Raw genomic sequence first — 26,812 nt, forward strand, 5'->3', positions numbered from 1 at the left:
CCACAAACACATCCGGGCTTAGCGTTACTGACATCACGAGGAGGTTTTCTCATGTTGGCAGATCCCTATCCCACTCGCCTGAACGAATACCGCGCGCCACTGCCCCGTCGGGAGCCGGTGGTGCATGCCCGCAACCAGCGTCGCTGGGAGGGGCCGCTGGATGAAGTGGCGCTCTCGCGCTACGAACGGGATGGCTTTCTGTGGTTCGACGGCTTCTTTTCGCGGGATCGCATCGAGCCGTTCTTCGAGGAACTCAAGGAGATGGCCAAAGACGACGCGCTGATGCGCTCCGAACAAGTCATCCAGGACCCCAACAACGGCGCCATCCGCTCCGTGTTCGGCATGCACCGCTTCTCTGAGCACTTCGACCGCATGACCCGCGACCCGCGCATTCTCGGCATGGTGCGCCAGCTGCTGGGCAGCGAAGTCTATATCCATCAGTCGCGCATCAACGACAAGTACGGCTTCCAGGGCAGCGGCTTCGACTGGCACTCGGATTTCGAGACCTGGCACGCCGAGGATGGCATGCCACGCATGCGGGCGGTCAGCGCCTCGCTGATGCTGACCGACAACAACGAGTTCAACGGCCCACTGATGCTGATTCCCGGCTCGCACCGGCATTTCGTGCCGTGCATGGGCGAAACCCCCGAGGCCAACTGGCAGGAGTCGCTGAAGGCCCAGGAGATCGGCGTGCCCGATCAGCAGGCCCTCGCGCAGCTCGCCGAGCATGGCGGCATTCAGGCGCCCAAGGGGCCGGCGGGGTCGCTGCTGCTGTTCGAATGCAACACCCTGCACGCCTCGAACGAGAACATGTCGCCCTGGCCGCGCTCCAACCTGTTCTTCGTCTACAACAGCGTGGACAACACCCTGGACGAGCCCTATGCGGCGCCCTCGCGGCGGCCCGAATTCCTGGCGACCCGCGAGGACATCGAGCCGCTGACGATGCACGACGACTTTCCGGAACTCTCGGGCCAGGGGGTCGAGCCGCTGCGCTGAGTGGCCGGCTTTTCCTAGCCCAAATGACAACGGCCGTGACGCAAGCGTCACGGCCGTCTCGTTCCGGTGGGACAGGATCAAAAGTTCGGCTGGCGCTTCTCGACGAAGGCGCTCATCCCCTCGCGCTGCTCCTCGCCCGCGAAGCACAGCGCGAACAGGCTGGTCTCGAGCGCGAGCGCACTGTCCAGGTCCTGGTCCAGGCCGTCGTGGACCGCCTGCTTGGCGCCGCGCACGGCCTCGGGGCCGTTGCCGCCGAGCTGCTTGGTGAGCTCCTCGGCGTAGGCCTCGAGCTCGGCCTGGGGCATCACACGATTGACCAGGCCGATGCGCAGCGCCTCCTGGGCATCGATCTTGCGGCCGGTGGTCACCAGGTCGATGGCCATGGCCGGGCCGACGCGGCGTGGCAGGCGCTGGGTGCCGCCGAAACCGGGGATCACGCCGAGCAGCACCTCGGGCTGGCCGAAGATGGCGTTGTCGCTGGCCACCGCCCAATCGCAGGCCAGGGCCAGCTCGCAGCCGCCGCCGAGACAGAAGCCGTTGACCAGCGCGACCACCGGCACCGGCAGGGTCTCCAGGCGCTTGATGGTCTTCAGCGCCTGGCCGGCGAAGGCGCGGGCCTGCTCCGGGGTCTTGTCGCGCATCTCGGCGATGTCGGCGCCGGCGACGAAGGACTTCTCGCCGGCCCCGGTGATCAGCACGGCGCGCAGGTCGTCACGCTGCTCCAACTCATCCAGCACGCCGGCCAGCTCGCTCAGCACGGCGCTGTTCAGGGCGTTCAGCGCCTTGGGGCGGCTGAGGGTCAGGCGTACGACGCCGGCGTTGTCGGCGACCTCGATCAGGGTCTCGCTCATGGTATGGCTCCTGGGATTGTTGTTGAGGGGAAGGCGTTATTGACAGCAGACCGCCCAACCCTAGCGAACGCTTGGTTGGGCGGCAATCCCCTCTTGGATGAACTCCGTCTGGAAAGCCGGGGATTCACGTCACGAGCGAAGATAGGCTGGCCGCCGCCGGACCGCAGCTCCCGGAGTGTAGCCTGCTACATGAGGAGAGCGAGGACCGCCGGCGGCCAGGATATCGAGCGCAGTAGTGAATCGACGCTTTCCTATTCGTAGACGTGGAAACCACGCCCACTCTTCCGCCCCAGATAGCCGGCATCGACCATGCGCCGGAGCAGCGGGCAAGGCCGGTACTTGGGATCGCCGAAGCCCTCCTGCAGCACCTCCATGATCGACAGGCAGACGTCCAGACCGATCAAGTCAGCGAGCGCTAGCGGCCCCAGGGGATGCGCGGCGCCAAGCTTCATCGCCTGGTCGATGGCCTCGGGGGTGGCCGCGCCCTCCTGCACCAGGAACGCCGCCTCGTTGATCATCGGCACCAGCAGGCGATTCACCGCGAAGCCCGGCGAGTCCCCGACCGACACGGCAGTCTTGCCGAGCGCCTCGGCCAGCGCCTCGATGCGCGCGACGGTGGCGTCACTGGTCTGTTCGGCGCGAATCACCTCGACGAGCTTCAACACCGGCACCGGGTTGAAGAAGTGCATGCCGACCACCCGCTCGGGACGCTCGCAGACACCGGCCAGGCGCGTCAGCGACAGCGATGAGGTGTTGGAGGCCAGGATCGCGTCGTGGGTGAGGCGACTCAGGTCGCGAAATAGCTTCTCCTTTAGCGCCGGCTGCTCCGGGGCGGCCTCGATGATCACCTCGCACTCGCGCAGCGCGTCCAGCGCGGTGGTGGTGTCCAGGCGCGCCATGGCGGCCGCCTTGTCGGCCTCGCTAAGCTTCTCCTTGGCCACCAGCTTGCCGAGCCCCTTGTCGATGGCCGCCGTGGCGCGGCCGAGCTGCTCGTCGGCCACGTCGTAGAGCTTGACCTCGAAGCCGCTCGCCGCCAGCACCTGGGCGATGCCCTGGCCCATCGTGCCGGCGCCGACTACGCCGATCGGTTGCTCTCTCATTGCACTCTCCTTGGTGTCATTGGCAGGACTACTGCAGTTGTATGGCTCGCTCGAGGCGTTTCCGGCAACAGGCCTGCAAGGAGGCGCTGTGAACCCTTCCCTGGGCGCTACTTTTGCCTTCCTTGGCAAAAGACCTCCTCATTCGACCTGTCCCGGGCGCCTCTCGCTACAGATAAAAACGATGGCCCCGGAGGCATTGGGCTTTGGTTCTTGTCGGGTTACTGCTTGCGCGCCTCGTCGCGCAGCACGAACTTCTGGATCTTGCCGGTGGAGGTCTTGGGCAGCTCGGTGAAGATCACGGTCTTGGGCACCTTGAAGCGGGCCAGGTGCTTCCGGCAGTGCTCGATGATCTCCTGCTCGGTGACCGCCCCGTAGCCCACCTTGAGCTTGACGAAGGCACAGGGCGTCTCGCCCCACTTCTCGTCGGGCTTGGCCACCACCGCGGCCTCCTCCACCGCCGGATGCGAGTAAACGGCGTCCTCCACCTCGATGGTGGAGATGTTCTCGCCACCGGAGATGATGATGTCCTTGGAGCGGTCCTTGATCTCCAGGTAGCCGTCCGGATGCCAGACCGCCAGGTCGCCGGTATGGTACCAGCCGCCCTCCAGCGCCTGCTCGGTGGCCGCCTCGTTCTTGAGGTAGCCCTTCATGACGTTGTTGCCGCGCATCAGGATCTCGCCGATGGTCTCACCGTCCTTGGGCACCGGTTCGAGGGTGGTCGGGTCGGCCACGCAAAGCGCCTCGAGCATGTGGTAGCGCACGCCTTGGCGGGACTTGATCCGGGCGCGCTGCTCCATGGGCAGTTCGTCCCAGGCCTCGCGCCAGGCGCACACGGTCACCGGACCGTAGACCTCGGTCAGGCCGTAGACGTGGGTCACGTCGATGCCGAGCCGCTCGACCCCGGCGATCACCGCGGCGGGCGGTGCCGCGCCGGCGGTGGTGACCTTCACCGGGTGGTCGAAGTCGCGCTTCTGCTCCTCGGGCAGGTTGACCAGGCCGTTGAGCACGATGGGGGCGCCGCTGAAGTGGGTCACGCCCTCGTCGGCGAGCAGGTCCATGATCCGCTTCGGGTCGACCCGGCGCAGGCAGACACTGACGCCGGCATTGGCGGCGATGGTCCAGGGGAAGCACCAGCCGTTGCAGTGGAACATCGGCAGCGTCCACAGGTAGACGGGATGGTGGGGCATGGCCCACTCGAGGATGTTGCTGACCGCGTTCAGGTAGGCGCCGCGGTGGTGGTAGACCACGCCCTTGGGCTTGCCGGTGGTGCCGGAGGTGTAGTTGAGCGAGATCGCCTGCCACTCGTCCTGCGGCAGGGCGTAGGCGTAGTCCGCATCGCCCTTGGCCAGCAGGGCCTCGTACTCCACCTCGCCGATGCGGCGCGCCTCGCCCTCGAAGAGCGCATCGTCGACGTCGATCAGCAGCGGCTTGTGCTCGAGTCCGGCCACCGCGGCCTCGATCACCTCCGCGAACTCGGGGTCGACCAGCACGGCCTTGGCCTCGCCGTGCTCGAGCATGTAGGCGATGGCCTCGGCGTCCAGGCGGATGTTCAAGGTGTTGAGCACGCAGCCCGCCAGCGGCACGCCGAAATGCGCCTCGAACATCGCCGGCACGTTGGGCAGCATGGCCGCCACGGTCTGGCCGGGCAGGATGCCGTTTTTCTCCAGCGCCGAGGCGAGGCGCCGGCAGCGCGCCCAGGTCTCGGCCCAGGTGCGGCGGATCTCGCCGTGCACCACCGCCGGATAGTCCGGATAGACGCTGGCACTGCGCTCGATGAAGGTCAGCGGCGAGAGCGCCACGTGGTTGGCCGGCGTCTGGGGCAGGCCCTGCTCGAAGATGCTCTGGGTCATGATGGTCTCCACGGATATCCCGGAGGGCCGCCGCGGGCGTGGGGCCGGCGGCGGACAGGCTCACTGGTCTCGGTTCACGGCTCGCGACTCACGGCGAAAGGCTTAACGGGCGCCGGGCTCGAAGGCGACGAGGCTCTCCATGCCGGCCTCGATCACCGCGCGCTGGGCGCGCCCCTCGGGCAGCCACTGGCGAATGGCGAAGTCGGCGCTCGCGAGCTTGGCCGCATAGAAGGGGTCCGGTCGTTCGGGGTCCTCGCTGCCGGCCTGGCGGGCGGCGGTGGCCGCCAGCGCCGCCCGCCCCATCTGCCAGGCGCAGAGCACGTGGCCGGCCAGGCTCAGGAAGGGCGTGGCGTAGGCCTGGATGGCATCGGGGCCGCGCTCGGGATCGCTGCCCTGCTCCAGCAGCACGGCCAGCGCGGCGGTGAGATCGGCGGCGCCGGCGGCGAGCGCCTCGCCGAGCGGCGACAGCCCGGGCGCGGCATAGAGCGCCCGGGCGGTGCCTTCCACCTCGTCGATCAGCCCGCCCAGCGCCCGGCCGCCGTCGCGCTGCAGCTTGCGCCCGGCCAGATCCAGGGCCTGGATGCCGTTGGTGCCCTCGTAGATGGGCGCGATGCGCGCGTCGCGCAGCAGCTGGGCGGCGCCGGTCTCCTCGATGAAGCCCATGCCGCCGTGCACCTGCACGCCGAGCGAGGCGATCTCCACCGCCTGGTCGGTAGAGAAGGCCTTGACCACCGGGATCAATACCTCGGCCCGCGCCTGGGCGGCCTGGCGGTCGCTCTCCTCGGCGGCGTGGCGCGCCACGTCGAGCTGGGCGGCGCAATAGAGGGCGAGCGCGCGCAGCGCATCGGTGCGGGCGCGCATGGAGAGCAGCATGCGCCGCACGTCCAGGTGATCGCTGATGGTGCACTCGCCCCCGCCGCGGTGCGCCGGGCGCTTGCCCTGCACGCGGTCCAGGGCATAGGCGAAGGCGTGCTGGCAGGCCCGCTCGGCCACGCCGATGCCCTGCACGCCCACCTTGTGGCGCGCCTCGTTCATCATGGTGAACATGTGGTTGAGGCCACGCCCCTGCTCGCCCACCAGGTAACCGATGGCGCCGGCGTTCTCGCCGAAGCTCAGGGTACAGGTCGGCGAGCCGTGGATGCCCAGCTTGTGCTCGATGGAGGCGCAGGTGACGTCGTTGCGCTCGCCAAGCGAGCCGTCGTCGTTGACCAGGAACTTGGGCACTAGGAACAGCGAGATCCCCCGGTTGCCCTCGGGGGCATCCGGCGTGCGCGCCAGCACCAGGTGGAGGATGTTTTCGGCGGCGTCGTGCTCGCCCCAGGTGATATAGATCTTCTGGCCGCTGAGCCGGTAATGGTCGCCCTCCCCCTCGGGGCACGGCACCGCCCGGGTGCGCACCTTGGAGAGGTCGGAACCGGCCTGGGGCTCGGTGAGGTTCATGGTGCCGGTCCAGGTGCCCTCGACCAGCTTCGGCAGGTAGGTGGCCTGCTGCGCCTCGCTGCCGTGGTGGGCCAGCGCCTCGATGGCCCCGGCGGTGAGCATCGGGCAGAGCCCGAGGGCCATGTTGGCGCCGTGGAGCATCTCCTGCACCGAGCTTGCCACCACCTCGGGCAGGCCCTGCCCGCCCCGCGCCTCGCTGACGCCGATGCCGTTCCAGCCGCCCTCGGCGTAGGCGCAATAGGCCTCGATGAAGCCGTCGGGCACGCTGACCGAACCGTCCTGGCGGCGCGTGCACCCCTGGCGGTCGCCGCTGGCATTGAGCGGGGCCCAGACGTCGCCGGCGAGTTTCGCCGCCTCCTCGAGCACCGCCTCGACCAGGTCGGGACTGGTCTCCTCGAAGCCGGGCAGGCCCAGCGAGCCGTGCTCGAGCAGTTCCTCCAGCACGAAGCGGAAATCGCGGACGGGAGCGGCATAGGGGGTCATGAAGCACCTCTAGGGAAAATGATAGCTCCGATAGTAGATTCCCTACTTTTCGTTGGCCATTAGCCCAAGGTCGCCCCCTCGAGGATCGCTCCTCCACCGCCGAGGTTCGTGAATGCGCGCGAGCCCGCGGCAGGGCAGCGGGCTCGGCGGGTCATCAAGGGGTTGCTATCAGGCGTGCGCGGGGGCCGGGGGCTCCTCCGGCTCCGCGCCCTCGTCGTAGTAGACGATATGCGGCTCGTCCGGCGGCGGCGGGCCTACCAGGGCTTCTGCCACCTCGACCTCGGCCACGGCCCCGGAGAGATCCTCCACGTGCTCGTGCTCCAGGGCGCCCTGCACCCACTCTTCGGTCACGGCCAGCTCGGCGCCGGCCGAGGACATCGGGGTGGTGGCGGAGAACGGCGCCACGGGCAGCGGCGCCGGCCGCACGCTGCGCCGCCAGCCGAAGAAGAGCACCAGGAACAGGCCCAGGCCGCCGAAGGCCCAGAACAGGCCGGCATCGCCGAGCAGGCTCATCACCGGCGAGACCAGCGGCGGACTCACCGCCGAGCCGATGGCGTTGATCAGCAGCAGGCCCTGGCTCATGCGCACCAGGGCGCCGGCCGGGGCGCGGTCGGCGGCGTGTCCCACCGCCACCGGATAGAGCGAGAAGATGCCGCCGCCGAGCAGGAACAGCAGCCCGGCCAGGACCGCCGTGTTCATCGGCAGCCAGATCACCGCCGCGGAGATCAGGGTGCAGAAGGCGCCAATCAGGATCAGCACCAGCTGGCGGTCGTGGCGGTCCGACCAGCGCCCGACCGGGTACTGCAGCAACATGGCGCCGAGCACCATCACCGCCATCATCTGGCCGATCCGGTCGACCGACAGCCCGGTGCGCTGCAGGTAGAGCGGCAAGAGCGAGTAGGCGGCGGCCACCGCCAGCCCCGAGCCAAAGCTGCCCATCACCCCGGTGGGGGTAAGGGTGACCAGGCGCAGCGGCGAGAGCGGCTCGGCCTTCTCGATCAGCGGCGAAACCCGCGGGATCATCGCCATGGGCAGCACCGAGAGCGAGGCCAGCAGGCCGATCACCATGAACGACGCCGGCCCGCCCATCGCCTCGGTGACGCCCAGCAGCAGCTGGCCGAGCACGCCGGCGGCGTAGAGCGCGATCATGTAGAGCGCCAGCAGGCGTCCGCGCACCCCCGCATCGCCGGAGGCCAACAGCCAGCTCTCGATGACCAGATACACCCCCACAGTGGCCCAGCCGCCGATCAGGCGCAGCGCGAACCAGGCCCAGGGCTCGGCCACCAGGCCCTGCAACAGCACGGTGACCGCCACCAGCGAGGCGAAGCTGCCGTAGGCGCGGATATGACCGATGCGCAGCAGCAGCCGGTCATTGAGCATGGCGCCCAGCGCCAGGCCGACGAAGTAGGCAGAGGAGACCCAGCCGATCACCTCCGGCGATTCGCCGGCGGCGTCCAGGCGCAGGGTGATCACGGTGGCCAGGAAACCGTTGCCGATCCCCAGAATGAAGAGCCCCAGCAAGGGTGCCAGGGCCATGAGCAGCAACTGCCGGGGCATGGGCAAGAGTCTCGAGCAAACGGCGTGGGAGAGGCGCGGCCGGGCAGCCAGCACTTGAAATATCGAATATACGCTCGGCACCGGGCGCCGCCAATCCCTTTATCGAGGCCGAATCGGGGCTTTTTCCTTATGATAACGACACGTTATCGAAAGTTGCTCGATCACCCGCGCTGCAGCAATACCACATCGTCGGCGGGAAACTGCACCCGCAGATCGTGGCGCCGGGCGAACCAGGCGAAGGTCGCCTCGCTGAAGAAACAGACGTGAGTGGGGTCGAGGATGTAGTGCCAGCCGGCGAAGGCCTCGGGGCTCGTGACGCGCTTGGTCATCAGCCCCAGCCAGCCGCCGGGTTCGAGCCGATCGACCAGCCGGGCGAGCTGCTCGCCGGGGGCGAAGAGATGCTCCACTACCTCGGTGGCCGTGATGAACGCATAGCGGCGCTCGAGGACCGAGGCATCCGGCGCGTAGAAGGGGTCATAGATAGCCGTCGGGTGGCCGGCCTCCTCGAACATCACCGAGAGGGTCGGCCCCGGCCCTGCGCCGAAGTCGAGCCCGCGCACGCCCGGGGCGAGCCTCGCGCTCAGCGGGTCGAAGAGCCGCGACAGGAAGCGACGATAGCCGGGGTCGTCGGGGGAGTTCTCGTGCTGGTCGTAGACCGCTCGCTCCGCCGCGGGCCCGAGGCGCTGCGCCGGCGGCACGAAGACCAGCGCGCAGCGCCCGCAGCGCTGATAGTCGCGCCGTACATCGCGGTGAAAGGGGGCGGTACCAAGCGACGCACATAGCGGACAGATCAGCATCATCGTATTCTCTTGCCAGGCCATCTTTCCAAGGAGATATGCATGCTGTCAGGTCTGGACCATCTGGTCATCACCGTGACCGACATTTCCCGCGCCGTAGACTTCTACTCCCGCGTCCTCGGGCTCGAGGTCCGCTACCGCGACCGTGAACGCGTCGACCTGATGCTGGGCGACATGGCCCTGCGCCTGCACTGGACCGCCACCGACATCGCCCCCCGAGCCGCCACGCCCACCCCCGGCAGCGTGGATCTCTGCGTGCGCAGCCTGCTGCCGCTGGACGAGGTCCAGCGCCACCTGGAGGCGCTGGACGTGGAGGTGGAGCTCGGCCCGGTGCCGCGACAGGGCGCCACGGGCGAGCTCAGTTCGCTCTACCTGCGCGACCCCGACGGCAACCTCATCGAGATCAGCCGCCCCGTGAAGCCCCTGCCTGTCGAAGGGCACTGACGACCCCGCGCGGACGCTCGGCCTGGTGTCATTGTTCACCTCGGTCGGTATCATTGGCGCCAGTCAAGCCACCATCAGGGACGAGCCATGAACGACAACCCGCATCGAGATGACGGCCGGGCCGTCGCCGAACAGGGGGGCGCCCCCGACACGACCCTTCCCATCGTGGTGTACGTGCTGCACCTGGCGGGCATGGTCACCGGCGGGTTGACCTCGCTGGTGGCCGTGGTGATCGCCTACGTCTACCGTGGCAACGGGCCTGCATGGCTCGACGAGCACTACCGCTATCAGGTCCGCACCTTCTGGCTGGCCCTGCTCTACTTCGGCGTGTCCGGCCTGCTCACCCTGGTGCTGATCGGCTTTCTGACCTGGCTGGCTGCCGTGGTGTGGCTGGTGATCCGCTGCGTGAAGGGACTCAAGGCGCTCAACGAGCGGCGTGCGCCGGACAACGTCGACACCTGGTGGGTGTGAGCCATGCGCGACGGTGACTCCCGCCTGCCGGCCTGCCAGGCGCGCGCCATCGCCGCCCTGTGGCGCGGCCTCGCGAATCGTCGCCTGACGACCCTGTGGCGGCTGGCCCGGGTGATCGGCCCGCTGGTCGCGCGCTTCAGCCGCCGCGAGCGCATGGTCACCCGCATCAACCTGGCCGAGGCCTATCCCGCGCGCAGCGACGCCGAACGAGGGCGGCTGGCTCGACAGAGCCTGACCCACTCCACCGCCACCATGCTGGAGCTCGGCTTCGCCTGGATGGGCGACCCCGAGCGGGTCGAGGCGTCGATCGTCGAGGTCCACGGCCGCGAGCTGCTCGACGGGGCCCGGGCCGAGGGGCGTGGCGTCATCGTGCTGGCGCCCCACTTCGGCAACTGGGAGGTGCTGAACTTCTGGCTCTCCGGCCACTTCCCGTTCACCGCCATGTACGAGCCCCCCAAGCTCGCCGCGCTGGACCCGATCATCCGCCAGGGCCGCGAGCGCCGCGGCGCCAGCCTGGTACCGACCAATCCCCGTGGCGTGGCCGCCCTGCTCAAGGCGCTCAAGCGCTCGGAGGCGGTGGGCATCCTGCCCGACCAGGTGCCCAGCTGGGGCAGCGGCGTCTTCGCCCCCTTCTTCGGCCGGCCCGCCTACACCGCCACCCTGCTGCCCAAGCTGGTGGCCCGCACCGAGGCGCGAGTCGTCACCGGCGTCGCCCTGCGCCTGCCCGGCCGCGGCTACGCCCTGCATTTCCTGGCCGCCGACGAGCGGGTCTACGCCCCCGACGAAACCACCTCGGCGAGGGGGGTCAACGCCTGTGTGGAGTCGACCATCGCCCTGGATCCGGCCCAGTACCAGTGGGAGTACAAGCGCTATCGCAAGACCCCCGAGGAGGCCGAGGGCAAGCCCGGCTGGAAGCGCTTCCGGCTCTACTGAGTGCGGCCGTTGCCGTCCGACTTGAAGGTGGCTCCATGCACCCGACACGCCAGCGCCTTCCATGATTCGCTCCACGCCGCTCAGGATGCTGGCCCGGCTCGCCCTCCTCCTGGCGGCCCTCCATGCGCTCTACCTCGTCATCGCCAACCCGCTGCTCAACAGCGACTGGGGACGCCGCCAGCTCGACCGCGCACCGCACTTCACGCTGGAGTGGGAGCGGGCCTGGACGGCCTTTCCCGGCCACCTGCGGGTGTCCGCATTCCGCCTTGCCGGCACCGCCGCCGGGCACCACGTTGCGCTGCAGGCAGAGAGCGCCACGCTGGGCGTCGCCCTGGCCCCGCTGCTCGGCCGTGAGGTCCGGCTGCGCCGCCTCGATGCCGAGGGGATCCGCCACGTCCGCCTGGAGGCATACCGCCTGCAGGGTAGCGGCCGCTTGCACCTGGAGGGCCTCCATTGGGGCGCCGGTACGCTGGCCGCGAAGGCGGTAAAGCTGACGCTGGACGACGGCACCGTGCTGAGAGACGACACGCGACTGGTGGAGGGCGTCACCCTGGAGGCCGACCTGGCCCTCGCCCCGCTGGTGCTGACCGAGGCCACCGGCAGCGAGGCGGGACGCGTCGTCTCGGGCAGCGTCGCCCTGGCCGGGCGCAGCGAGGCCTACACCGTCTTCAACCCCTACCTCGCCTCGCTCGGCTGGCTGGAGGTCGGTGGCCGCGGCGACCTGCGGGGCGAGGTCGTGATCGAGGGGGGCAAGGTACAACCAGGCAGCCACCTGCGCCTCGACTCGCCGCAGCTGAGCGTGCGTCTTGATGAGAGCCACTGGCTCGAGGAGGGAACGCACTACCGAATCGATGGTGCCGGTTCGGTGGAGGCCGAGATGGCCGAACGCGCCCGCCTCGCCGTCGAGCTCGACGGCATCGAGATGGCCGATGTCGCCGCTCCCCCCGCGTCTGCGCCGCTGCTCCGCGGCGAGGGCTTCCGGCTCGACCTCACCGCGCCCGCCCTGCGCATTCCGGCACCCTCCGACCCGCGTCACGAGGCGCGTGATGTCCGGGCCCGCCTGCACTGGCGGAACACCGAGGTGGGCGATATCGCCGCCCTCGACCGCTATCTCCCTGCCGGGGTGCCGATGACCCTGGAGGGCGGTGTGGCAAGGCTGCAGGGCGAGCTGGCCTACGACGGCGGGCGCCTGAGCGGGGGCTTCGACCTGTCCGGCGACCCCCTGGCCCTGCGCCTCGGCGAGCAGCCCCTGAGGGGACGACTCGACCTGCACCTGCCGATTGCCGAGCTCGACGTCGAACGCGGCCTGGTGGACATCTCCGGCGCGCGACTCGACCTCGATGCCGCCGCCCCGGGCGAGGCGCAGCCGCTCACCGCCGAACTGCAACTGCCTACGGCCCACTTCCAGTCGCCGCTGGCCTGGCGAACGCCGGATGACGCCCCCCCGCCCGACGGCGCCACCCCCTGGTCGGCGGACCTGGAACTGCATGGCCGGGTGGGCCATCTCGGCATGCTCGCCCCCTTCCTCGCCGAGCGATTCGACGGCGTCGGACTGGTGGCCCTGGAAGGCGGCGGCCGGCTCGACGGGACCCTGCACCTGCGGGACGGGCAGCCACGGGAGGGCAGCCAGCTGGAGGTGCGCTCCGAGGCGCTCGGGGCGCGCTTCCTCGGCGTGCATGCCCGCGGCCAGGGCCGGGCGCACCTCGCCCTGCGCCCCGACGACCCCGGTCCGCAGGCCGACCTCGCGCTCGTTTTCAATGAGGTGGCCCTCACCCGCCTCGCGGATGGCCGTCGACTCTTCCAGGCCGAACAGCTCTCCTTCACCGGCACGGCGAGTGCAGGACCCAAGCTCCCGCGCTCCCGCTCACTGGCGGTAGAGTGGCACGGCGCGCGTATTCCCGATGTGGCGGTGCTCAACGCCTACCTGCCGGAGGCGGCGCCGCTGCGACTGGAGGCCGGATGGGCCGACAGCCGGGGGCGCATCATGCTGGAAGACGACCGCGGCCGAGGGCGCATCACCCTGGCAGGCGACGACATCAGGGGCCGCCTGCTGGAGGAGGACTTTCAGGGCGAGCTGGACGTGACCCTGGAGCTGCGCGAGATCGTTCCCGACCGCCAGCGAGTCGACCTGTCCGGCAGCCGGCTGGAACTGACCGCCTCGTCGAGTCGCGGGGAGGCACTTCACACCCTGCTGGTGCTGCCCAGGGCGCGCCTCGAGGGCGTCTTCGACTGGCCCGGCCGGGAGTCGCCACGCCGCCCACTGGCCGGCACCCTTCGACTGGATGGCCAGCTCGACCGGCTCGGCTTCCTCAATGCCTTCCTGCCGGACGAGCATGGCCTGGCCGTCCAGGGCGGCGGGCGCCTGCATCTCGATCTCGGCCTGGCGGACGACGAGGTGATGCCCGCAAGCCAGCTTCGCGTGCACTCCGACAGGCTCGCCGTGCGCTTCCTGCACTACGAGGCCTTCGGCGACGGCTCGCTGGTGCTGGAGACCACCGACCCCGGCGCCCAGCTGCACCTCTCCCTGCCCCGCTTCGGCCTGCGCCGCCAGGAGGGCAGCGACGCGCTGATCGACGGCCGCCGGCTGGAGATCCGCAGCCGGGCGCGGCAGCTGGACCCCAGCGAGGGCCTGGAGGCACTCAGCACGCGCATCGACATGCCCGATGTGGCGATACCGGACCTCGCCGCCTTCAACGACTACCTGCCGAAGGATGCGGGCATTGCCTTCCTCTCGGGCCAGGCGACGATGGCCACCCACCTGCGACTGGAGGGCCTGGGGGCCGAGGGCAGCCTGCAGCTTCACGCCTCCGACGCCCGCCTCGCCTTCGACGAGCAGATCCTGGAGGGCAACCTGGCGCTGGAGGCGCGCCTTGCCGATGGCGACCTGGACACCCTGCGCTTCGACGTCGCAGGCTCCACGCTGAGCATGCGCGACGTGCACCTGGAGAACGCCAGCGGCGGCCTTTCCCGGGGCTGGTGGGCGCGCCTCGAGGTCCCCGAGGGAGAGATGCACTGGACGGCACCGCTAGCGCTCGACGCCCGGCTCGACCTCGCCATGCGCGACAGCGGCCTGCTGGTCAACCTGTTCCTCGACGCGGCCCGGGAACGACACTGGCTGCGCGACAGGCTGACGCTCGGCGAGGTGCGCGGCCAGGCGCGAGTGATGCTCGACGATGACACCCTTCGCCTGGAGGACCTCACCGTGCGGGGCGGCGGTCGCCTGGAGCTGCTGGCCAACATCGCCCTGCGCGACTCCCAGCTGGCGGGCCGCGCCCTCGCCCGCTACGGGCCCTTTCGACTGGGCATCGAGCTGGATGGCGAGCGCCGGCGATGGCAGCTGCGCAACGTCCGCGACTGGTATGCCAGCGGCCGGCCCGCCAGCGAGCTGACGCTTCCCGAGCGGAGAGAGTGGGTCGAACTGCTGGACGCTACTCCGGAATGAGGCACCGCTCCCTGGTGGGCGAGAGGGCTGTGCCTGCCGACGAGAGACCTGATAGACTCAGGAATTCGCTTGACGGGGTGCCGGTAGAGCCGGCTGAGATGGCGCGGGGTGTCGAGACACCGAGCGCTGGTCCCGTGGAACCTGATCCGGCTAGTACCGGCGTAGGAATCAAGCGGTGACCAGTGCCCTCTCGGCACCTTCCCTGGCCACCCTCTCCCGCCCCGCTTCCGGATCTCCCCCTGATCGGAGGCATGATGGGCTACCGTTTCGACGACCTTACCGCGGCCTGCCAGGACGACTGGCGCGGCTATATCGAGCATGCGTTCGTGCGCCGGCTCGGCGACGCCACCCTCGAGGAGGGCGCCTTTCGCCACTACCTCCAGCAGGACTACCTGTTCCTGATCCATTTCGCTCGGGCCTACGCCCTGGCCGCCTACAAGAGCCGCGACCTTAGCGAGCTGCGCCACGCCTTCGAGGGCCTGAAGACCATCCTCGATGTGGAGCTGGGGCTGCACGTGGACTACTGCCGTGGCTGGGGCATCTCGGAGCAGGACCTGGCGCGCCTGCCCGAGGCCCGCGCGACGCTGGCCTACACGCGCTACGTGCTGGACACCGGCCACCGCGGCGACCTGCTGGATCTCCACGTGGCGCTCGCCCCCTGCCTGATCGGCTACGGCGAGATCGCCCAGTGGCTCAACGGCCGTGACACCACGGTACGCGGCGCCGCCAATCCCTATGACGCCTGGATCGCCATGTACGAGAGCACGGCGTTCCAACAGGCCATGGCGGATGAACGCGCCTGGCTGGACGCGCGCCTGGCGGAGGTGACGCCGGCGCGCTTCGCCGAGCTCACCGCGGTGTTCCGCGACGCCACCCGGCTCGAGATCGACTTCTGGCAGATGGGTCTGGACCAGCGCCTCTGAGCTGGTCCCACCTGTCGTCCCGGGCTGGCCCTGGTCAGGCCGCCCATCCACGGGATAGAAGGGGAATCGCGAGATTGCCCGACCACCACGCTTGACGGGGCGCCGTTGAAGACGGCTGAGACCATGCGCTTGCCAGCATGGATCCCGTTGAACCTGAACTGGCTAGGACCAGCGTAGGGATCAAGCGACAGGCCGTGTGCCCCTGACGCCGCCGCCCCTGTCCTTCCCGCCTGTGTCCTCCCTGACAAGACCCCGACAATCCAAGGGAGAACACCATGAGCAAGACCGCCCAATTCCTCGCCGAGAGCGCCCGCGTCGACGAGGCCGCCATCCAGCCGCTGCCCGGCTCGCGCAAGATCTTTGTGACGGGCTCGCGCCCCGACATCCGCGTCCCGTTCCGCGAGATCGGCCTGTCGCCGACCAAGACCTCCGGTGAGGACGAGGCCAACCCGCCGCTGCTGGTCTACGACACCTCCGGCCCCTACACCGACCCCGAGGCCGAGATCGACCTGCGTCGCGGGCTCCCGGAGCTGCGCCGCGCCTGGATCGAGGAACGCGGCGACACCGAGCGCCTCGACGGCCCGACCTCCGAATACGGCCGCCGCCGCGCCAACGACCCGATGCTGGCCCCACTGCGCTTCGACCTGACCCGCACGCCGCGCCGCGCCAAGCCCGGGCACAACGTCACCCAGCTGCACTACGCCCGTCAGGGCATCATCACCCCGGAGATGGAGTTCATCGCCATTCGCGAGAATCAGCGCCGACAGGCGCTCTCTACAACGTACTCAGGCACCGAGGAGGTCGAGCGCATCCTCGGCCACCAGCACCCAGGGCAGGGCTTCGGCGCCCGCCTGCCCGAGGAGATCACGCCGGAGTTCGTGCGCGACGAGGTGGCCGCCGGCCGCGCGATCATCCCCTGCAACATCAACCACCCGGAATCCGAGCCGATGATCATCGGCCGCAACTTCCTGGTGAAGATCAACGGCAACCTCGGCAACTCGGCGGTCACCTCCTCCATCGAGGACGAGGTCGACAAGATGACCTGGGGCATCCGCTGGGGCTCGGACACCATCATGGATCTCTCCACCGGGCAGAACATCCACGAGACCCGCGAGTGGATCATCCGCAACGCCCCGGTGCCGATCGGCACCGTGCCCATCTACCAGGCGCTGGAGAAGGTCAACGGCGTGGCCGAGGACCTCACCTGGGAGGTGTTCCGCGACACCCTGATCGAGCAGGCCGAGCAGGGCGTGGACTACTTCACCATCCACGCCGGCGTGCTGCTGCGCTACGTGCCGCTGACCGCCAAGCGGGTCACCGGCATCGTCTCCCGTGGCGGGTCGATCATGGCCAAGTGGTGCCTCTTCCACCACCGGGAGAGCTTCCTCTACACCCACTTCGAGGAGATCTGCGAGATCTGCAAGCGCTACGACGTGGCCTTCTCGCTGGGCGACGGCCTGCGCCCGGGTTCGGTGGCCGACGCCAACGACGAGGCGCAGTTCGCCGAGCTGGAGACCCTGGGCGAGCTGACCCGCATCGCCTGGCAGCACGACGTCCAGGTGATGATCGAGGGGCCGGGTCACGTGCCCATGCACCTGATCAAGGAGAACATGGACAAGCAGCTCACCGAGTGCGATGAGGCGCCCTTCTACACCCTCGGGCCGCTGACTACTGACATCGCCCCCGGCTACGACCACATCACCTCCGGCATCGGCGCGGCGATGATCGGCTGGTACGGCTGCGCCATGCTCTGCTACGTCACGCCCAAGGAGCACCTGGGCCTGCCCAACAAGGACGACGTCAAAACCGGCATCATCACCTACAAGATCGCCGCCCACGCCGCCGACCTCGCCAAGGGCCACCCGGCCGCCCAGCGCCGCGACAACGCCCTCTCCAAGGCGCGCTTCGAGTTCCGCTGGGAGGACCAGTTCAACCTGGGCCTGGACCCGGACACCGCCCGCGAGTACCACGACGAGACCCTGCCCAAGGACTCCGCCAAGGTGGCGCACTTCTGCTCCATGTGCGGGCCCAAGTTCTGCTCGATGAAGATCAGCCAGGAGGTCCGCGATTCGGTCTTCAAGAGCGAGGCCAAGGACAAGCGCCTCGATGGCGAGCAGGACGCAGTGGAGCGTGGCATGCAGGAGCAGGCCGAACGGTTCCGCCAGGAGGGCGCCGAGCTCTACAAGGAGGTCTGAACCAGAGCTCTTGATCAGAACTCAAACTCAGCGCTCTGAGCCAGAACATCTGGTCGCCCTCGGCCAGCCCACTCGACAAAAAACGCCCCCGCCGGTTGTCCGGCGGGGGCGTTGCGTTATGGCGCAGCGAAGAGCGTCCGATGCTCAGAAGCGGAAGGTCATCCCGACGCTTGCGGCATCGAAGGTGTAGTTCGATTCGTCCAGATAGCGGACGTAGTCGGCCCCGAGGGCGAGGTTCGGTGCCACGTCGAACTCGGCGCCGCCGCCCCAGGAGAAACCGCTCTCCTCCTCGATATCGAAGTCCACCTCGGTGAAGCCGGCCAGGCCGTAGAGGCGAAAGTCCGGGGTGATCGGCAGGATGCCCTTGGCGTAGGCGCCGGCCAGGTAGTCGAGCTCGACGCTGCCGTCGGAGCCACCGCCGCCGAGGTGGCCCTCCAGGGCGAAATAGTCGTTGAAGGCCACCCCGCCGCGCAGGCGCAGGCCGATGCTGTCGGCGCTGCCGGGGCCGCGGTCCGGATCCAGCTCCCAGAACAGGGCGTCGCCGCCGAGGTAGGGGCTCGGGTCGTAGTTCATCGGGCTGCTGCTCTGAGCCAGGGCACTGGTGCCGGCCAGCAGCAGGGCGGCGGATACGGCAGAGATCGTAAAGGTCTTCATGGCAGCTCTCCAGTTAGAAAACACTGTTTTCATACACGACTTCATTCTGGTACAGCTTAGACCAAAGTGCAATACTCACCTCGAGGCGACGAGCCGCGGCGTCGCACAACAAAGAGAAACACCCGCGTCGCCGCCCCGCGGTCCACGTCACTGTTTCTCGCCTCGCAACGTGTTAATTTCGCAAGGATCAGGCGCCGTGCCCATCCGCCAACAGGCGATCGCACGCCCCGCGCCCCTCGACACGGAAGGATGTGCCATGAACGACCCGGTACTGGTCATCAACTGCGGCTCCTCGTCGATCAAGTATGCCCTGGTGCCCGACTCTGCCCATCAGCCACGCCTCTCCGGCCTGGCCGAGCGCTTGGGCAGCGAGGATGCACGCCTGAAGGGCGTCGATGGCCAGGGCCGCCCGTTCTCGCGGCCGCTGCACGGGGCCGGCCATGCCGACGCCATGGCGGAGATCCTCGAGGGCCTCGAGGAACAGCACCCCGTGGCGGTGGGGCACCGCGTCGTCCACGGCGGCGAGCGCTTCACCCGCGCCACCCGCATCGACGCCGCCGTGAGGCGGGCCATCGAGGCCACCGTGGCCATGGCGCCGCTGCACAACCCGGCCAACCTCGAGGGCATGGCGGCCACCCAGGCGCTGTTCCCCGACCTGCCGCAGGTGGCGGTCTTCGATACCGCCTTCCACCAGACCCTGCCCCCTCGGGCCTATCGCTATGCGCTGCCGGACGCGCTCTACCGCCGACACGGCATTCGCCGCTACGGCTTCCATGGCAGCAGCCACGCCTACGTGAGTGCACGGGTCGATGCCCTGAGCGAGCGCCGTCACGGTGGCTGGCTCATCGCGCATCTGGGCAACGGCTGCTCCACCTGTGCGGTCTGGCAGGGCCAGAGCGTCGATACCAGCATGGGCCTGACGCCGCTGGAGGGCCTGGTGATGGGCACCCGCAGTGGCGATGTGGACCCCGGCCTGCACGCCCACCTGGCCCGCCAGCTGGACTGGTCGCTCGAACGCATCGACACCCTGCTCAACAAGGAGAGCGGCCTGCTCGGTCTCTCCGGGCTCTCCAACGACATGCGCCGTCTGCACCAGGCCGCCGCCGAGCACCACGCGGGCGCCGAGCTTGCCATCGAGGTATTCTGCTATCGCCTGGCCAAGTCGCTGGCGGGGCTCAGCTGCGCCCTGCCGCGCCTGGATGGCATCGTCTTCACCGGCGGCATCGGCGAGAACGACAGCGACGTGCGCGCCCGGGTGGTCGAGCAGCTGCGTCACTTCGGCCTGCGCCTGGACGCCGTGGCCAATGCCGATACCGTAGGCGGTCGAGAGGGCCGCATCGATCCCGGTGAGGACGGCCGCGCACCGGAGCTGTGGGTCATCCCCACCGACGAGGAGGGGCGCATCGCCGAGGAAACCCGCCAGCTGCTCCAGGAAGAGGCCGCCCATGCCCCCCAGTGACCGCCGTCCCGACCCCCGCAACCTGCTGCTGGTGCCCACCGACGGCGGCATCGGCCTGACCTCCGCCTGCCTGGGCCTGATCCGCGCCCTGGACACCCTCGGACTCAAGGCCGGCTTCATGAAACCGTTCCGCCAGGACGAGATCAACGGCCAGGGGCCCGATCGCTCCTGCGCCCTGGCCACCAGCACCCTGGGCCTCGACCCACCCACGCCGCTGCCCCAGGCGCGGCTCGAGCGCCTGCTGCGCGAGGAGCGCGCCGACGAGCTGATGGAAGAAGCCGTGGAGCGCCACGCCCGGGTCGCCCTGCCGGAGGCGGGCGATGCCCCGGAACTCGTGGTGATCGAGGGGCTCGCTCCCAGCCCGCACAGCAGCTATGCGAGCCGGCTCAACGAGGCGCTGGCCCACGCGCTGAATGCGCGCGTCATCCTGGTGGCCGACGGTGACCTGAGCGATTCGCGCGACCTGGCGGAGCGCCTAGACCTGCACGCCCAGCCCTTCGAGGGCGTCGACTCCCCGCGCACCCTCGGCTGCATCCTGATGCGTCTGCGCCCGCAGCCCGACGACGAAGCCCCCGCGCCGCTGGCGGCGCCCGAACTCACGACCGGGCTCGACGACCCGCAGCTCGCGCGCCTGCGCCGCCACCTGCCAGCGCTGGACGAGGACCGCTTCCACCTGATCGGCGCGGTGCCCTGGCACGCCACCCTCTCCGCTCCCCGGGTGCTGGACGTCGCCCGGGCCCTGGAGGCGCGCATCCTGCATCAGGGCGAAGCCGAGCGTCGCCGGGTGCTGGGTACCAGCCTGTGCGCCCGCAGCGCCTCCCATGCCCTGCACGTCTTCCGCGCCGGCCGGCTGCTGGTTACCCCGGGGGATCGCGACGACATCCTGCTCGCCGCGTCACTGGCGGCCACGAACGGCGTGCCGCTGGCGGGCCTGCTGCTGACCCACGGCGAACTACCGAATGAGGCGATGATCGAGTTCTGCCGCCCGGCGCTGGCGAGCGGGCTGCCGGTGCTGGCCGTGGACTCCGACAGCTACTCGACGGCCCAGCAGCTCGACCGCATGGCCAACGACATTCCCGTCGACGACCCCGAGCGGGCCGAGCAGGTGACCCGCTTCGTGGCCGACCACCTCGACCTGGCGTGGCTCAAGGAGAACCTCAGCCTCGGCTACCCGAGCCGGCTCTCGCCGGCCGCCTTTCGCCATCGGCTGGTGCGGCTGGCCCAGCAGGCAAAGCGGCGCATCGTGCTGCCCGAGGGGAGCGAGCCGCGCACCGTGGAGGCCGCGGTGATCTGCCAGCAGCGCGGCATCGCCCGCTGCGTGCTGCTGGCCCGGCGCGAGGAGGTCGAGGCGGTGGCCCGGAGCCGCGGCCTTGAGCTGCCCGAGGATCTTGAGATCCTCGACCCGGCCAAGATCCGCCTCGCCTACGTCAAGCCGATGGTCAAGCGTCGCCCCGGCAAGCTCAACGCCCTGACCGCCGCGGACCAGCTCCAGGACAGCGTGGTGCTCGGCACCATGATGCTCGCCGAGGGCGCGGTGGACGGCCTGGTCTCGGGGGCGATCCACACCACTGCCAACACCGTGCGCCCCGCCTTCCAGCTGATCAAGACGGCCCCCGGCTATCGCCAGGTGTCGTCGATCTTCTTCATGCTGCTGCCCGACCAGGTGGTGGTCTATGGCGACTGCGCGGTGATCCCCGATCCGGACGCCGCGACCCTGGCCGAGATCGCCATCCAGAGCGCCCGATCCGCCGCGGCCTTCGGCATCGAGCCCCGGGTGGCGATGATCAGCTACTCCACCGGGGCCTCCGGCAGCGGGGCCGACGTCGATAAGGTACGCGAGGCCACGCGCATCGCCCGGGAGCGCGAGCCCTCGCTGTGTATCGACGGCCCGCTGCAGTACGACGCCGCGGCCATCGAGAGCGTGGGCCGCCAGAAGGCGCCCGACTCGCCGGTGGCGGGGCGCGCCACGGTCTTCGTCTTCCCCGACCTCAACACCGGCAACACCACTTACAAGGCGGTGCAGCGAAGTGCGGGGGTGGTCAGCGTCGGTCCCATGCTGCAGGGGCTCAACAAGCCGGTGAATGACCTGTCGCGGGGAGCCCTGGTCGACGATATCGTCTATACCATCGCCCTGACCGCCATCCAGGCCGCCGAGGCGTCCTGACGCCGAGGCCCGTGGCCGTCCTCCCCCTCGATCAACTCCTCTCATGCAGCGGGCGCCCCGCTCGAGGGGGCGCCCGCGGATGGCTTCAGTCCATACGTCGCCTAATGCGCCAGAATCTTTGACAGGAACTCCTTGGCACGCTCCGACTCGGGGTTCTTGAAGAAGGTCTCGGTGGGTGCGATCTCCTTCACCTCCCCCTGGTCCATGAAGACCACCCGACGCGCTACCTTGCGGGCAAAGCCCATTTCGTGGGTGACCACCATCATCGTCATGCCTTCCTTGGCCAGCTCGACCATGACGTCCAACACCTCGCTGATCATCTCAGGATCGAGCGCCGAGGTCGGCTCGTCGAAACACATGGCGATGGGATCCATGGCCAGGGCCCTGGCGATCGCCACCCGCTGCTGCTGTCCGCCGGACAAGGCAGAGGGATACTTGTCCGCCTGATCGGATAGCCCCACTCGCTTCAACAAGCTCTCCGCCTTCTGGCGCGCCTCATCCTGCGAGCGTCTCAGCACCTTGATCTGGCCCATCATCAAGTTCTCGATCACCGTCTTGTGCGGGAACAACTCGAAATGCTGGAACACCATGCCGATACGCGCCCGCACCAGGGGCAGCTTGGTGCCCTTGTCGGTCACATCGGTCTCTTCGACCACGATGCGTCCGCTGTCGACCGGTTCCAGCGCGTTGACACACTTGATGAGTGTGCTCTTCCCCGAGCCGGACGGACCGCAGATGACGATCACCTCGCCACGCTCGACCTCGAGCGAACAGCTCTTCAGGACATGGAAGTCACCGTACCACTTATCGATATTGTCGATTTTTATCATGCGACCTTCTTTTTCTGCAGGTGCTTGACCAGCATGGAGCCGGAGAAGCAGATGAGGAAATACACCAGAGCCGCGAAGAGGTACATCTCTGCCAGCCGCCCTTCCACTTTGGCTACCGTGCTGGCCGAGGTCATGAAATCGCTCAGTGCCACGACATAGACCAGGGAGGTGTCCTGGAAAAGGATGATCGCCTGGGTCAGCAGGACCGGAATCATGTTTCGGAACGCCTGGGGGAGGATCACGTACTGGAGGTTCTGGCGGGGCGACAGCCCGATGGCCAGGCCGGCATAGACCTGTCCACGCGAGACCGAATTGAGCCCGGCACGCATGATCTCGGCATAATAGGCCGCCTCGAACAGCGAGAAAGCGATCAGCGCGCTGGTGAAGTTGCCCACCGGGCGGCCGATCAGTAGTGGCACGAGGAAATAGAACCAGAAGATGACCAGGATGAGCGGGATCGACCGGAAGACGTTGACGTAGATGGCGCTGAACCAGCGTAGCGGCGCCGGTCCCCAGATTCGCATCACCGCCAGGATAGTGCCCCAGGCGAGTCCTGCCAGCAACGCCAGAAAGGTCAGCTGGAAGCTGATGAGCAGCCCATCAAACAGGAACGGTAGCGATTCAATAATGACCAGGAAATCAAAATCACCCATCTAGTTTGCCCCCACCGAGCCTGGGATACGCGTCTTCTGATCAATCAGGCGCATCAGCAGCACCACCAGAAGCGTGATGACCAGATAAAGCACCGTGGCGGCAGTGAACGCCTCGAAGCCCTGGAAGGTATAGTTCTCGATCTGCCGCGCCTGGGCGGTCAGTTCCAGCACGCCGATGGTCAGCGCCAGCGATGAATTCTTGAAGATGGTCAGGAATTCCGAAGTCAGCGGCGGCACAATGATTCGGTAGGAGATCGGAAGCCTGATGTACAGATAGGTTTGCAGGGGAGTCAGCCCGATGGCGAGACCCGCGTTCACCAGATCCTTACGGATGGTCTGGATGCCGGAGCGAACCTGCTCGGCTACGCGTGCCGCGGTATAGGCGCCTAGTGCCACAACGGCCGTCACGTATTCGGGATTGGGCATATCTCGCTTTACCCAGAGGCCCAGGTCTTCGGGCAGCAGCTCGGGCACGACAAAGTACCAAACGAACAGCTGCACCAGCAGCGGGATATTGCGAAACAACTCAACATAGGCCGCCGCCAGGGTCCGTACCAGGCGGTTCGGGACCGTACGTAGGATGCCGATCGTGGAGCCCACCACGAAGGCAATGACCCAGGCGGCGATCGCCACCAGCAGGGTCCACTGCAAGCCGGATAAAAGCCAGCCCAGGTAGGGTTCCTGGAACAGGACCGCCCAATTCCAGTTGTAGTTCATGAGCATTCCTTAATTTTCGCCCAGTCAGGTTCGGGGTCACGGCAGTGACCCCGAAAGCATGATTTCATGCGCTATGCTTCCACCTTTTGGGCCTGTGCACAGACCTGCGGTCAGCCACTCGCAAGGCAGTGATTCAAGAATCTCTTACTTTGGAAGGGCGTTGATCTTGAAGTTGGCGCGCAGGAGGTCGGACATGGGCACGCCCATGGGCTCGAACCACTTGCTGTAGATCTTCTCGATCTCACCGGTGCGGAACAGCTCGGCCAGCCGGCGGTTGACCACCAGGCGGAACTTGCTGTCGTTCTGCGGGAGCATGATGGCGTAGGGATCGTAGGACAGGAAATCGCCCACCACCTCGTAGGTCTCGGGATCCCTGGCCTTCTCGATCAGGCCGTAGAGCAGGATGTCATCGGTCGAATAGGCATCCACGCGGTCGGTCTGCAAGGCCAGGAAGCCTTCGGCATGATCCCTCACGGAGACGATATTCACATCCTCGATGCCGCGCTCCTCGATGGCCTCCTTGACCACCCGCTCGTTGGTGGTGCCCTGGGCCAGGGCGATGGGCTTGCCTGCCAGGTCTTCCACCGTGGCGATGCCGCTATCCTTCTTGGTCAGCAGCTTGGTGCCGGTGATATAGGTGATAGCCGCGTAATCCACCTGCTGCTGGCGGGTCAGATTATTGGTCGTCGAGCCGCACTCCAGGTTGAGCGTGCCGTTGGCCATCAGCGGGATGCGGGTCTGGGGCGTCACCGGTACCCACTTGATGTTCAGCTCGTCGACACCGATCTCACTCTTGATCTCGTCCACGATCTGCATGCAGATGTCTATCGTATAACCGACCGGTTGCTGTTCCTCGCCAATGTACGAAAACGGCACCGAGGTCTCGCGGTGACCGATCGTGATGACACCGCTGCCTTTAATCTTGCTGAGCGTGGGCCCCAATTCTTGGTCTTGGGCGCTGGAGGTGCCGATGGTCGAAAGGCCTATTGCCGCGGCGGTCAGCAATGTTCCGAGACGTTTCATCTTCATTTCCATCCCCTTGCTCGGTTGAGCATGCAGTCGTTTGTTGTTGGGTTTTCTGCCATTTCTGTCCGAGGGCCCGGTCGACTACGAGCAATCTCCCGTCACTGGCGGTCTTCTCCACCCTAGTTCAAGATGCCCGAATGCGACTCATGCCAAGATGTTCAAGTCTGATCAATAAATAGCATAGACGATAAAAATCTCTTCGTTTCAACGAAAACGGAGAATTATCGTTGGCAGCATGTCCATACATGGGTTTATGCAACGACGACGAAACCTAAAATGGCTGCCGACGAGGAAACCGTCATTTGACAGCATGCCGTGGCGCCGAGCCTATTCCCAATGCGACGGGCGCCCCGCTCGATCGCTCGAGGGGGCGCCCGCCGATGGCCTGTCGCATTCAGGGCGTGATCAGATGCTCGCTACGCCGAAGTAGATGAAGGCCAGCACCAGTAGCAGCAGGAAGACGGTCTCCGCCACCATCAGCACCACCGGCTTCCAGCCGACCACGGCGAGCTTCTGGAAGGAGGTCTTGATGCCCAGGGCGGCGATGGCCGTGACCAGGCACCAGCGCGACAGGTCGGTGAAGCCCTCGGTGACCACCGGCGGGATCCAGCCGAGGCTGTTGATGATCACCAGCGCCACGAAGGCGACCAGGAAGGTCGGCAGCATCGGTACCTTGCTGGTGCCCTCCTCCTGGCGCCGCTCGCGGCGAAACAGGAACATGAAGACCATCACCGCCGGCACCAGCATCGCCACCCGCAGCAGCTTGACGAAGGTGGAGACGTCGCCGGTGCCCTCGGAGATCATGTAGCCGGCGCCGACCACCTGGGCCACGTCGTGGATGGTGCCGCCGAGGAAGATGCCCGCCTCGGTATCGCCGAGTCCCAGCACCCCCACGATCAGCGGATAGATCACCATCGCCATGGTGGAGAGCGTGGTCACCCCCACCACCGTCATGATGGTGTTGCGCTCATGGGTCTCGTGACGCGGCATCACCGCCGACAGGGCCAGCGCCGCCGAGGCGCCGCAGATCGCCACCGAGCCGCCGGTCAACAGGCCCATGTCCTTGTCCAGCCCCAGCAGGCGCGCCAGCAGGGCGCCGAGCGCAATGGTCAGCATCACCCCGCAGACCACGGTCAGCACCGGCCCGATGCCGAGCTCGGCGACCTGCTCGATGGTGATGCGCACGCCTAGCAGCGCGACGCCGATCCGCAGCACCTTCTTCGCGGCGAACTCGACGCCGGCCAGGCAGCGTCCCTCCTCGGAGAGGAAGTGCAGGGTCATGCCGAACAGCAGGGCATAGAGCAGCGTCGGACCGCCGTAATGGTCGGCGATGAAGGTCGTCGCCAGGGCGATAGTGATGCAGATAAGCAATCCCGGCATGATGCGCTGGAAGGATTCCTGCATCCGCAGCAGAGGGTGCCTGACGGTTTGAAGACTGGGCATATCGATTGCTCCCTTGGCGGCTAGATGCGTCATGTCGCCGCCCTTGTAAGCGCTGGGACGACCGTCGGTTCCTCCGACTGGTGGATCGGCCCTTCGTTATTGGAATATGGATCCCGGTGCCAGAGGCCCGGGGACGCCCGTCCCTGGGCGTCGGACCAAGGCAGGGGAATGGCTCCTGCCGGCTTCTAGGGGGACATGGTGCATGGAGAGCATGCGTGGAGGTTAGGACCAGTTGTCGGCCGCCCTTGAGGCCAACATTTACGCCACCGTCGAGGATCGTGTCCGCTCGGCATGCGCCGCCTTGATCTGAAGTGGTCCAATTGGAGCGGACACCCCGATAAGCCTCATAATGGAGGCAATGGAGGTGTTCATGACCAAGAAGAC

21 protein-coding genes and 2 riboswitches are annotated in these 26,812 nt (G+C 67.8%); of the genes, 9 read left to right on the forward strand and 12 right to left on the reverse strand.

Translation table 11 applies throughout. The annotated features are described in order from the left end of the window. Nucleotides 1–51 precede the first annotated feature (51 nt). A complete protein-coding gene (thpD, locus tag FEI13_RS06915) occupies nt 52–996 on the forward strand; it encodes an ectoine hydroxylase (RefSeq protein ID WP_138180714.1) in 945 nt (314 codons plus the stop codon). Nucleotides 997–1,073: 77 nt separating this feature from the next. Here the strand turns inward: thpD and FEI13_RS06920 are convergent, their stop codons facing one another. The 6 genes from FEI13_RS06920 to FEI13_RS06945 form a co-directional block, all read right to left on the reverse strand. Then, nucleotides 1,074–1,847 (reverse strand): enoyl-CoA hydratase-related protein, encoded by a 774-nt coding sequence (locus FEI13_RS06920; RefSeq protein WP_138180716.1) that lies wholly within the window; start codon nt 1,845–1,847, stop codon nt 1,074–1,076. 251 nt (nt 1,848–2,098) lie between these two features. After that, complete coding sequence (locus FEI13_RS06925) at nt 2,099–2,947, reverse strand: 3-hydroxybutyryl-CoA dehydrogenase (protein ID WP_138180718.1); 849 nt, start codon at nt 2,945–2,947, stop codon at nt 2,099–2,101. 218 nt (nt 2,948–3,165) lie between these two features. Beyond that, nucleotides 3,166–4,797, reverse strand: a complete 1,632-nt coding sequence (locus FEI13_RS06930; protein ID WP_138180720.1) for an acyl-CoA synthetase — start codon at nt 4,795–4,797, stop codon at nt 3,166–3,168. A 102-nt stretch (nt 4,798–4,899) separates the two neighbouring features. Beyond that, on the reverse strand, nt 4,900–6,720 hold the full coding sequence (locus tag FEI13_RS06935; RefSeq protein WP_138180722.1) for an acyl-CoA dehydrogenase: 1,821 nt from the start codon (nt 6,718–6,720) through the stop codon (nt 4,900–4,902). 168 nt (nt 6,721–6,888) lie between these two features. Further along, nucleotides 6,889–8,277: an MFS transporter gene (locus FEI13_RS06940; protein WP_138180725.1), complete on the reverse strand. Its 1,389-nt coding sequence runs from the start codon at nt 8,275–8,277 to the stop codon at nt 6,889–6,891. 161 nt (nt 8,278–8,438) lie between these two features. After that, nucleotides 8,439–9,077, reverse strand: coding sequence for a class I SAM-dependent methyltransferase (locus FEI13_RS06945; RefSeq protein ID WP_138180726.1), 639 nt, complete (start codon nt 9,075–9,077; stop codon nt 8,439–8,441). A 39-nt stretch (nt 9,078–9,116) separates the two neighbouring features. On the opposite strand from FEI13_RS06945, the gene FEI13_RS06950 reads away from it, so the two are divergent. From FEI13_RS06950 to thiC, 6 genes are all read left to right on the forward strand, one after another. Beyond that, nucleotides 9,117–9,518, forward strand: coding sequence for a VOC family protein (locus tag FEI13_RS06950; protein WP_138180728.1), 402 nt, complete (start codon nt 9,117–9,119; stop codon nt 9,516–9,518). 87 nt (nt 9,519–9,605) lie between these two features. Further along, on the forward strand, nt 9,606–9,989 hold the full coding sequence (locus FEI13_RS06955; RefSeq protein WP_138180730.1) for a DUF4870 family protein: 384 nt from the start codon (nt 9,606–9,608) through the stop codon (nt 9,987–9,989). Between the two features lie 3 nt (nt 9,990–9,992). Next, complete coding sequence (locus FEI13_RS06960; protein ID WP_138180732.1) at nt 9,993–10,922, forward strand: lysophospholipid acyltransferase family protein; 930 nt, start codon at nt 9,993–9,995, stop codon at nt 10,920–10,922. A 61-nt stretch (nt 10,923–10,983) separates the two neighbouring features. Further along, nucleotides 10,984–14,364 (forward strand): hypothetical protein, encoded by a 3,381-nt coding sequence (locus FEI13_RS06965; RefSeq protein WP_138180734.1) that lies wholly within the window; start codon nt 10,984–10,986, stop codon nt 14,362–14,364. A 63-nt stretch (nt 14,365–14,427) separates the two neighbouring features. Further along, nucleotides 14,428–14,549: riboswitch (TPP riboswitch) on the forward strand. A 69-nt stretch (nt 14,550–14,618) separates the two neighbouring features. After that, a complete protein-coding gene (tenA, locus tag FEI13_RS06970) occupies nt 14,619–15,287 on the forward strand; it encodes a thiaminase II (RefSeq protein ID WP_138180768.1) in 669 nt (222 codons plus the stop codon). An 85-nt stretch (nt 15,288–15,372) separates the two neighbouring features. Beyond that, a riboswitch (TPP riboswitch) is annotated at nt 15,373–15,484 on the forward strand. Nucleotides 15,485–15,562: 78 nt separating this feature from the next. Next, nucleotides 15,563–17,482 carry a phosphomethylpyrimidine synthase ThiC gene (gene thiC, locus FEI13_RS06975; protein WP_138180736.1) on the forward strand — a complete coding sequence of 640 codons (1,920 nt, stop codon included), beginning with the start codon at nt 15,563–15,565 and terminating at the stop codon, nt 17,480–17,482. Between the two features lie 144 nt (nt 17,483–17,626). On the opposite strand, the gene FEI13_RS06980 is transcribed toward thiC, so the two are convergent. Then, nucleotides 17,627–18,136, reverse strand: coding sequence for a porin family protein (locus FEI13_RS06980; RefSeq protein WP_138180738.1), 510 nt, complete (start codon nt 18,134–18,136; stop codon nt 17,627–17,629). Nucleotides 18,137–18,392: 256 nt separating this feature from the next. Here FEI13_RS06980 and FEI13_RS06985 point away from each other — a divergent pair, with 256 nt between their 5' ends. Both FEI13_RS06985 and pta read left to right on the forward strand, forming a co-directional pair. Then, on the forward strand, nt 18,393–19,595 hold the full coding sequence (locus FEI13_RS06985; protein ID WP_138180740.1) for an acetate/propionate family kinase: 1,203 nt from the start codon (nt 18,393–18,395) through the stop codon (nt 19,593–19,595). Further along, on the forward strand, nt 19,582–21,759 hold the full coding sequence (pta, locus tag FEI13_RS06990) for a phosphate acetyltransferase (protein ID WP_138180742.1): 2,178 nt from the start codon (nt 19,582–19,584) through the stop codon (nt 21,757–21,759). Before FEI13_RS06985 ends, pta begins: the two co-directional genes overlap by 14 nt. Before the next feature lie 101 nt (nt 21,760–21,860). Here the strand turns inward: pta and FEI13_RS06995 are convergent, their stop codons facing one another. The 5 genes from FEI13_RS06995 to FEI13_RS07015 all read right to left on the reverse strand — a co-directional run bounded on the left by FEI13_RS06995 (nt 21,861) and on the right by FEI13_RS07015 (nt 26,428). After that, nucleotides 21,861–22,589: an amino acid ABC transporter ATP-binding protein gene (locus FEI13_RS06995; protein WP_138180744.1), complete on the reverse strand. Its 729-nt coding sequence runs from the start codon at nt 22,587–22,589 to the stop codon at nt 21,861–21,863. Further along, on the reverse strand, nt 22,586–23,242 hold the full coding sequence (locus tag FEI13_RS07000) for an ABC transporter permease subunit (protein WP_138180746.1): 657 nt from the start codon (nt 23,240–23,242) through the stop codon (nt 22,586–22,588). The genes FEI13_RS06995 and FEI13_RS07000 overlap by 4 nt, the downstream gene beginning before the upstream one ends. Next, complete coding sequence (locus tag FEI13_RS07005) at nt 23,243–23,959, reverse strand: amino acid ABC transporter permease (RefSeq protein ID WP_138180748.1); 717 nt, start codon at nt 23,957–23,959, stop codon at nt 23,243–23,245. Between the two features lie 144 nt (nt 23,960–24,103). Continuing rightward, entirely contained in the window at nt 24,104–24,988 is an 885-nt protein-coding gene (locus FEI13_RS07010) for an amino acid ABC transporter substrate-binding protein (RefSeq protein ID WP_204758374.1), read from the reverse strand. Between the two features lie 402 nt (nt 24,989–25,390). After that, the gene (locus tag FEI13_RS07015) at nt 25,391–26,428 is read right to left on the reverse strand and encodes a YeiH family protein (RefSeq protein WP_138180750.1); all 1,038 of its coding nucleotides are present in this window, start codon (nt 26,426–26,428) and stop codon (nt 25,391–25,393) included. Nucleotides 26,429–26,812 lie beyond the last annotated feature (384 nt).

It is taken from the genome of Halomonas urmiana (assembly GCF_005780185.1).
Lineage (GTDB): Bacteria > Pseudomonadota > Gammaproteobacteria > Pseudomonadales > Halomonadaceae > Halomonas > Halomonas urmiana.

Coding starts and splice junctions, on each gene's coding strand:
- thiC (WP_138180736.1), top strand. CDS start 15,563: ATGAGCAAGACCGCCCAATTCCTCGCCGAGAGCGCCCGCGTCGACGAG.
- FEI13_RS06995 (WP_138180744.1), bottom strand. CDS start 22,589: ATGATAAAAATCGACAATATCGATAAGTGGTACGGTGACTTCCATGTC.
- FEI13_RS07015 (WP_138180750.1), bottom strand. CDS start 26,428: ATGCCCAGTCTTCAAACCGTCAGGCACCCTCTGCTGCGGATGCAGGAA.
- FEI13_RS06965 (WP_138180734.1), top strand. CDS start 10,984: ATGATTCGCTCCACGCCGCTCAGGATGCTGGCCCGGCTCGCCCTCCTC.
- FEI13_RS06985 (WP_138180740.1), top strand. CDS start 18,393: ATGAACGACCCGGTACTGGTCATCAACTGCGGCTCCTCGTCGATCAAG.
- FEI13_RS07005 (WP_138180748.1), bottom strand. CDS start 23,959: ATGAACTACAACTGGAATTGGGCGGTCCTGTTCCAGGAACCCTACCTG.
- FEI13_RS06980 (WP_138180738.1), bottom strand. CDS start 18,136: ATGAAGACCTTTACGATCTCTGCCGTATCCGCCGCCCTGCTGCTGGCC.
- pta (WP_138180742.1), top strand. CDS start 19,582: ATGCCCCCCAGTGACCGCCGTCCCGACCCCCGCAACCTGCTGCTGGTG.
- FEI13_RS06940 (WP_138180725.1), bottom strand. CDS start 8,277: ATGCCCCGGCAGTTGCTGCTCATGGCCCTGGCACCCTTGCTGGGGCTC.
- FEI13_RS07000 (WP_138180746.1), bottom strand. CDS start 23,242: ATGGGTGATTTTGATTTCCTGGTCATTATTGAATCGCTACCGTTCCTG.
- tenA (WP_138180768.1), top strand. CDS start 14,619: ATGGGCTACCGTTTCGACGACCTTACCGCGGCCTGCCAGGACGACTGG.
- FEI13_RS06945 (WP_138180726.1), bottom strand. CDS start 9,077: ATGATGCTGATCTGTCCGCTATGTGCGTCGCTTGGTACCGCCCCCTTT.
- thpD (WP_138180714.1), top strand. CDS start 52: ATGTTGGCAGATCCCTATCCCACTCGCCTGAACGAATACCGCGCGCCA.
- FEI13_RS06955 (WP_138180730.1), top strand. CDS start 9,606: ATGAACGACAACCCGCATCGAGATGACGGCCGGGCCGTCGCCGAACAG.
- FEI13_RS06930 (WP_138180720.1), bottom strand. CDS start 4,797: ATGACCCAGAGCATCTTCGAGCAGGGCCTGCCCCAGACGCCGGCCAAC.
- FEI13_RS07010 (WP_204758374.1), bottom strand. CDS start 24,988: ATGAAGATGAAACGTCTCGGAACATTGCTGACCGCCGCGGCAATAGGC.
- FEI13_RS06960 (WP_138180732.1), top strand. CDS start 9,993: ATGCGCGACGGTGACTCCCGCCTGCCGGCCTGCCAGGCGCGCGCCATC.
- FEI13_RS06935 (WP_138180722.1), bottom strand. CDS start 6,720: ATGACCCCCTATGCCGCTCCCGTCCGCGATTTCCGCTTCGTGCTGGAG.
- FEI13_RS06925 (WP_138180718.1), bottom strand. CDS start 2,947: ATGAGAGAGCAACCGATCGGCGTAGTCGGCGCCGGCACGATGGGCCAG.
- FEI13_RS06950 (WP_138180728.1), top strand. CDS start 9,117: ATGCTGTCAGGTCTGGACCATCTGGTCATCACCGTGACCGACATTTCC.
- FEI13_RS06920 (WP_138180716.1), bottom strand. CDS start 1,847: ATGAGCGAGACCCTGATCGAGGTCGCCGACAACGCCGGCGTCGTACGC.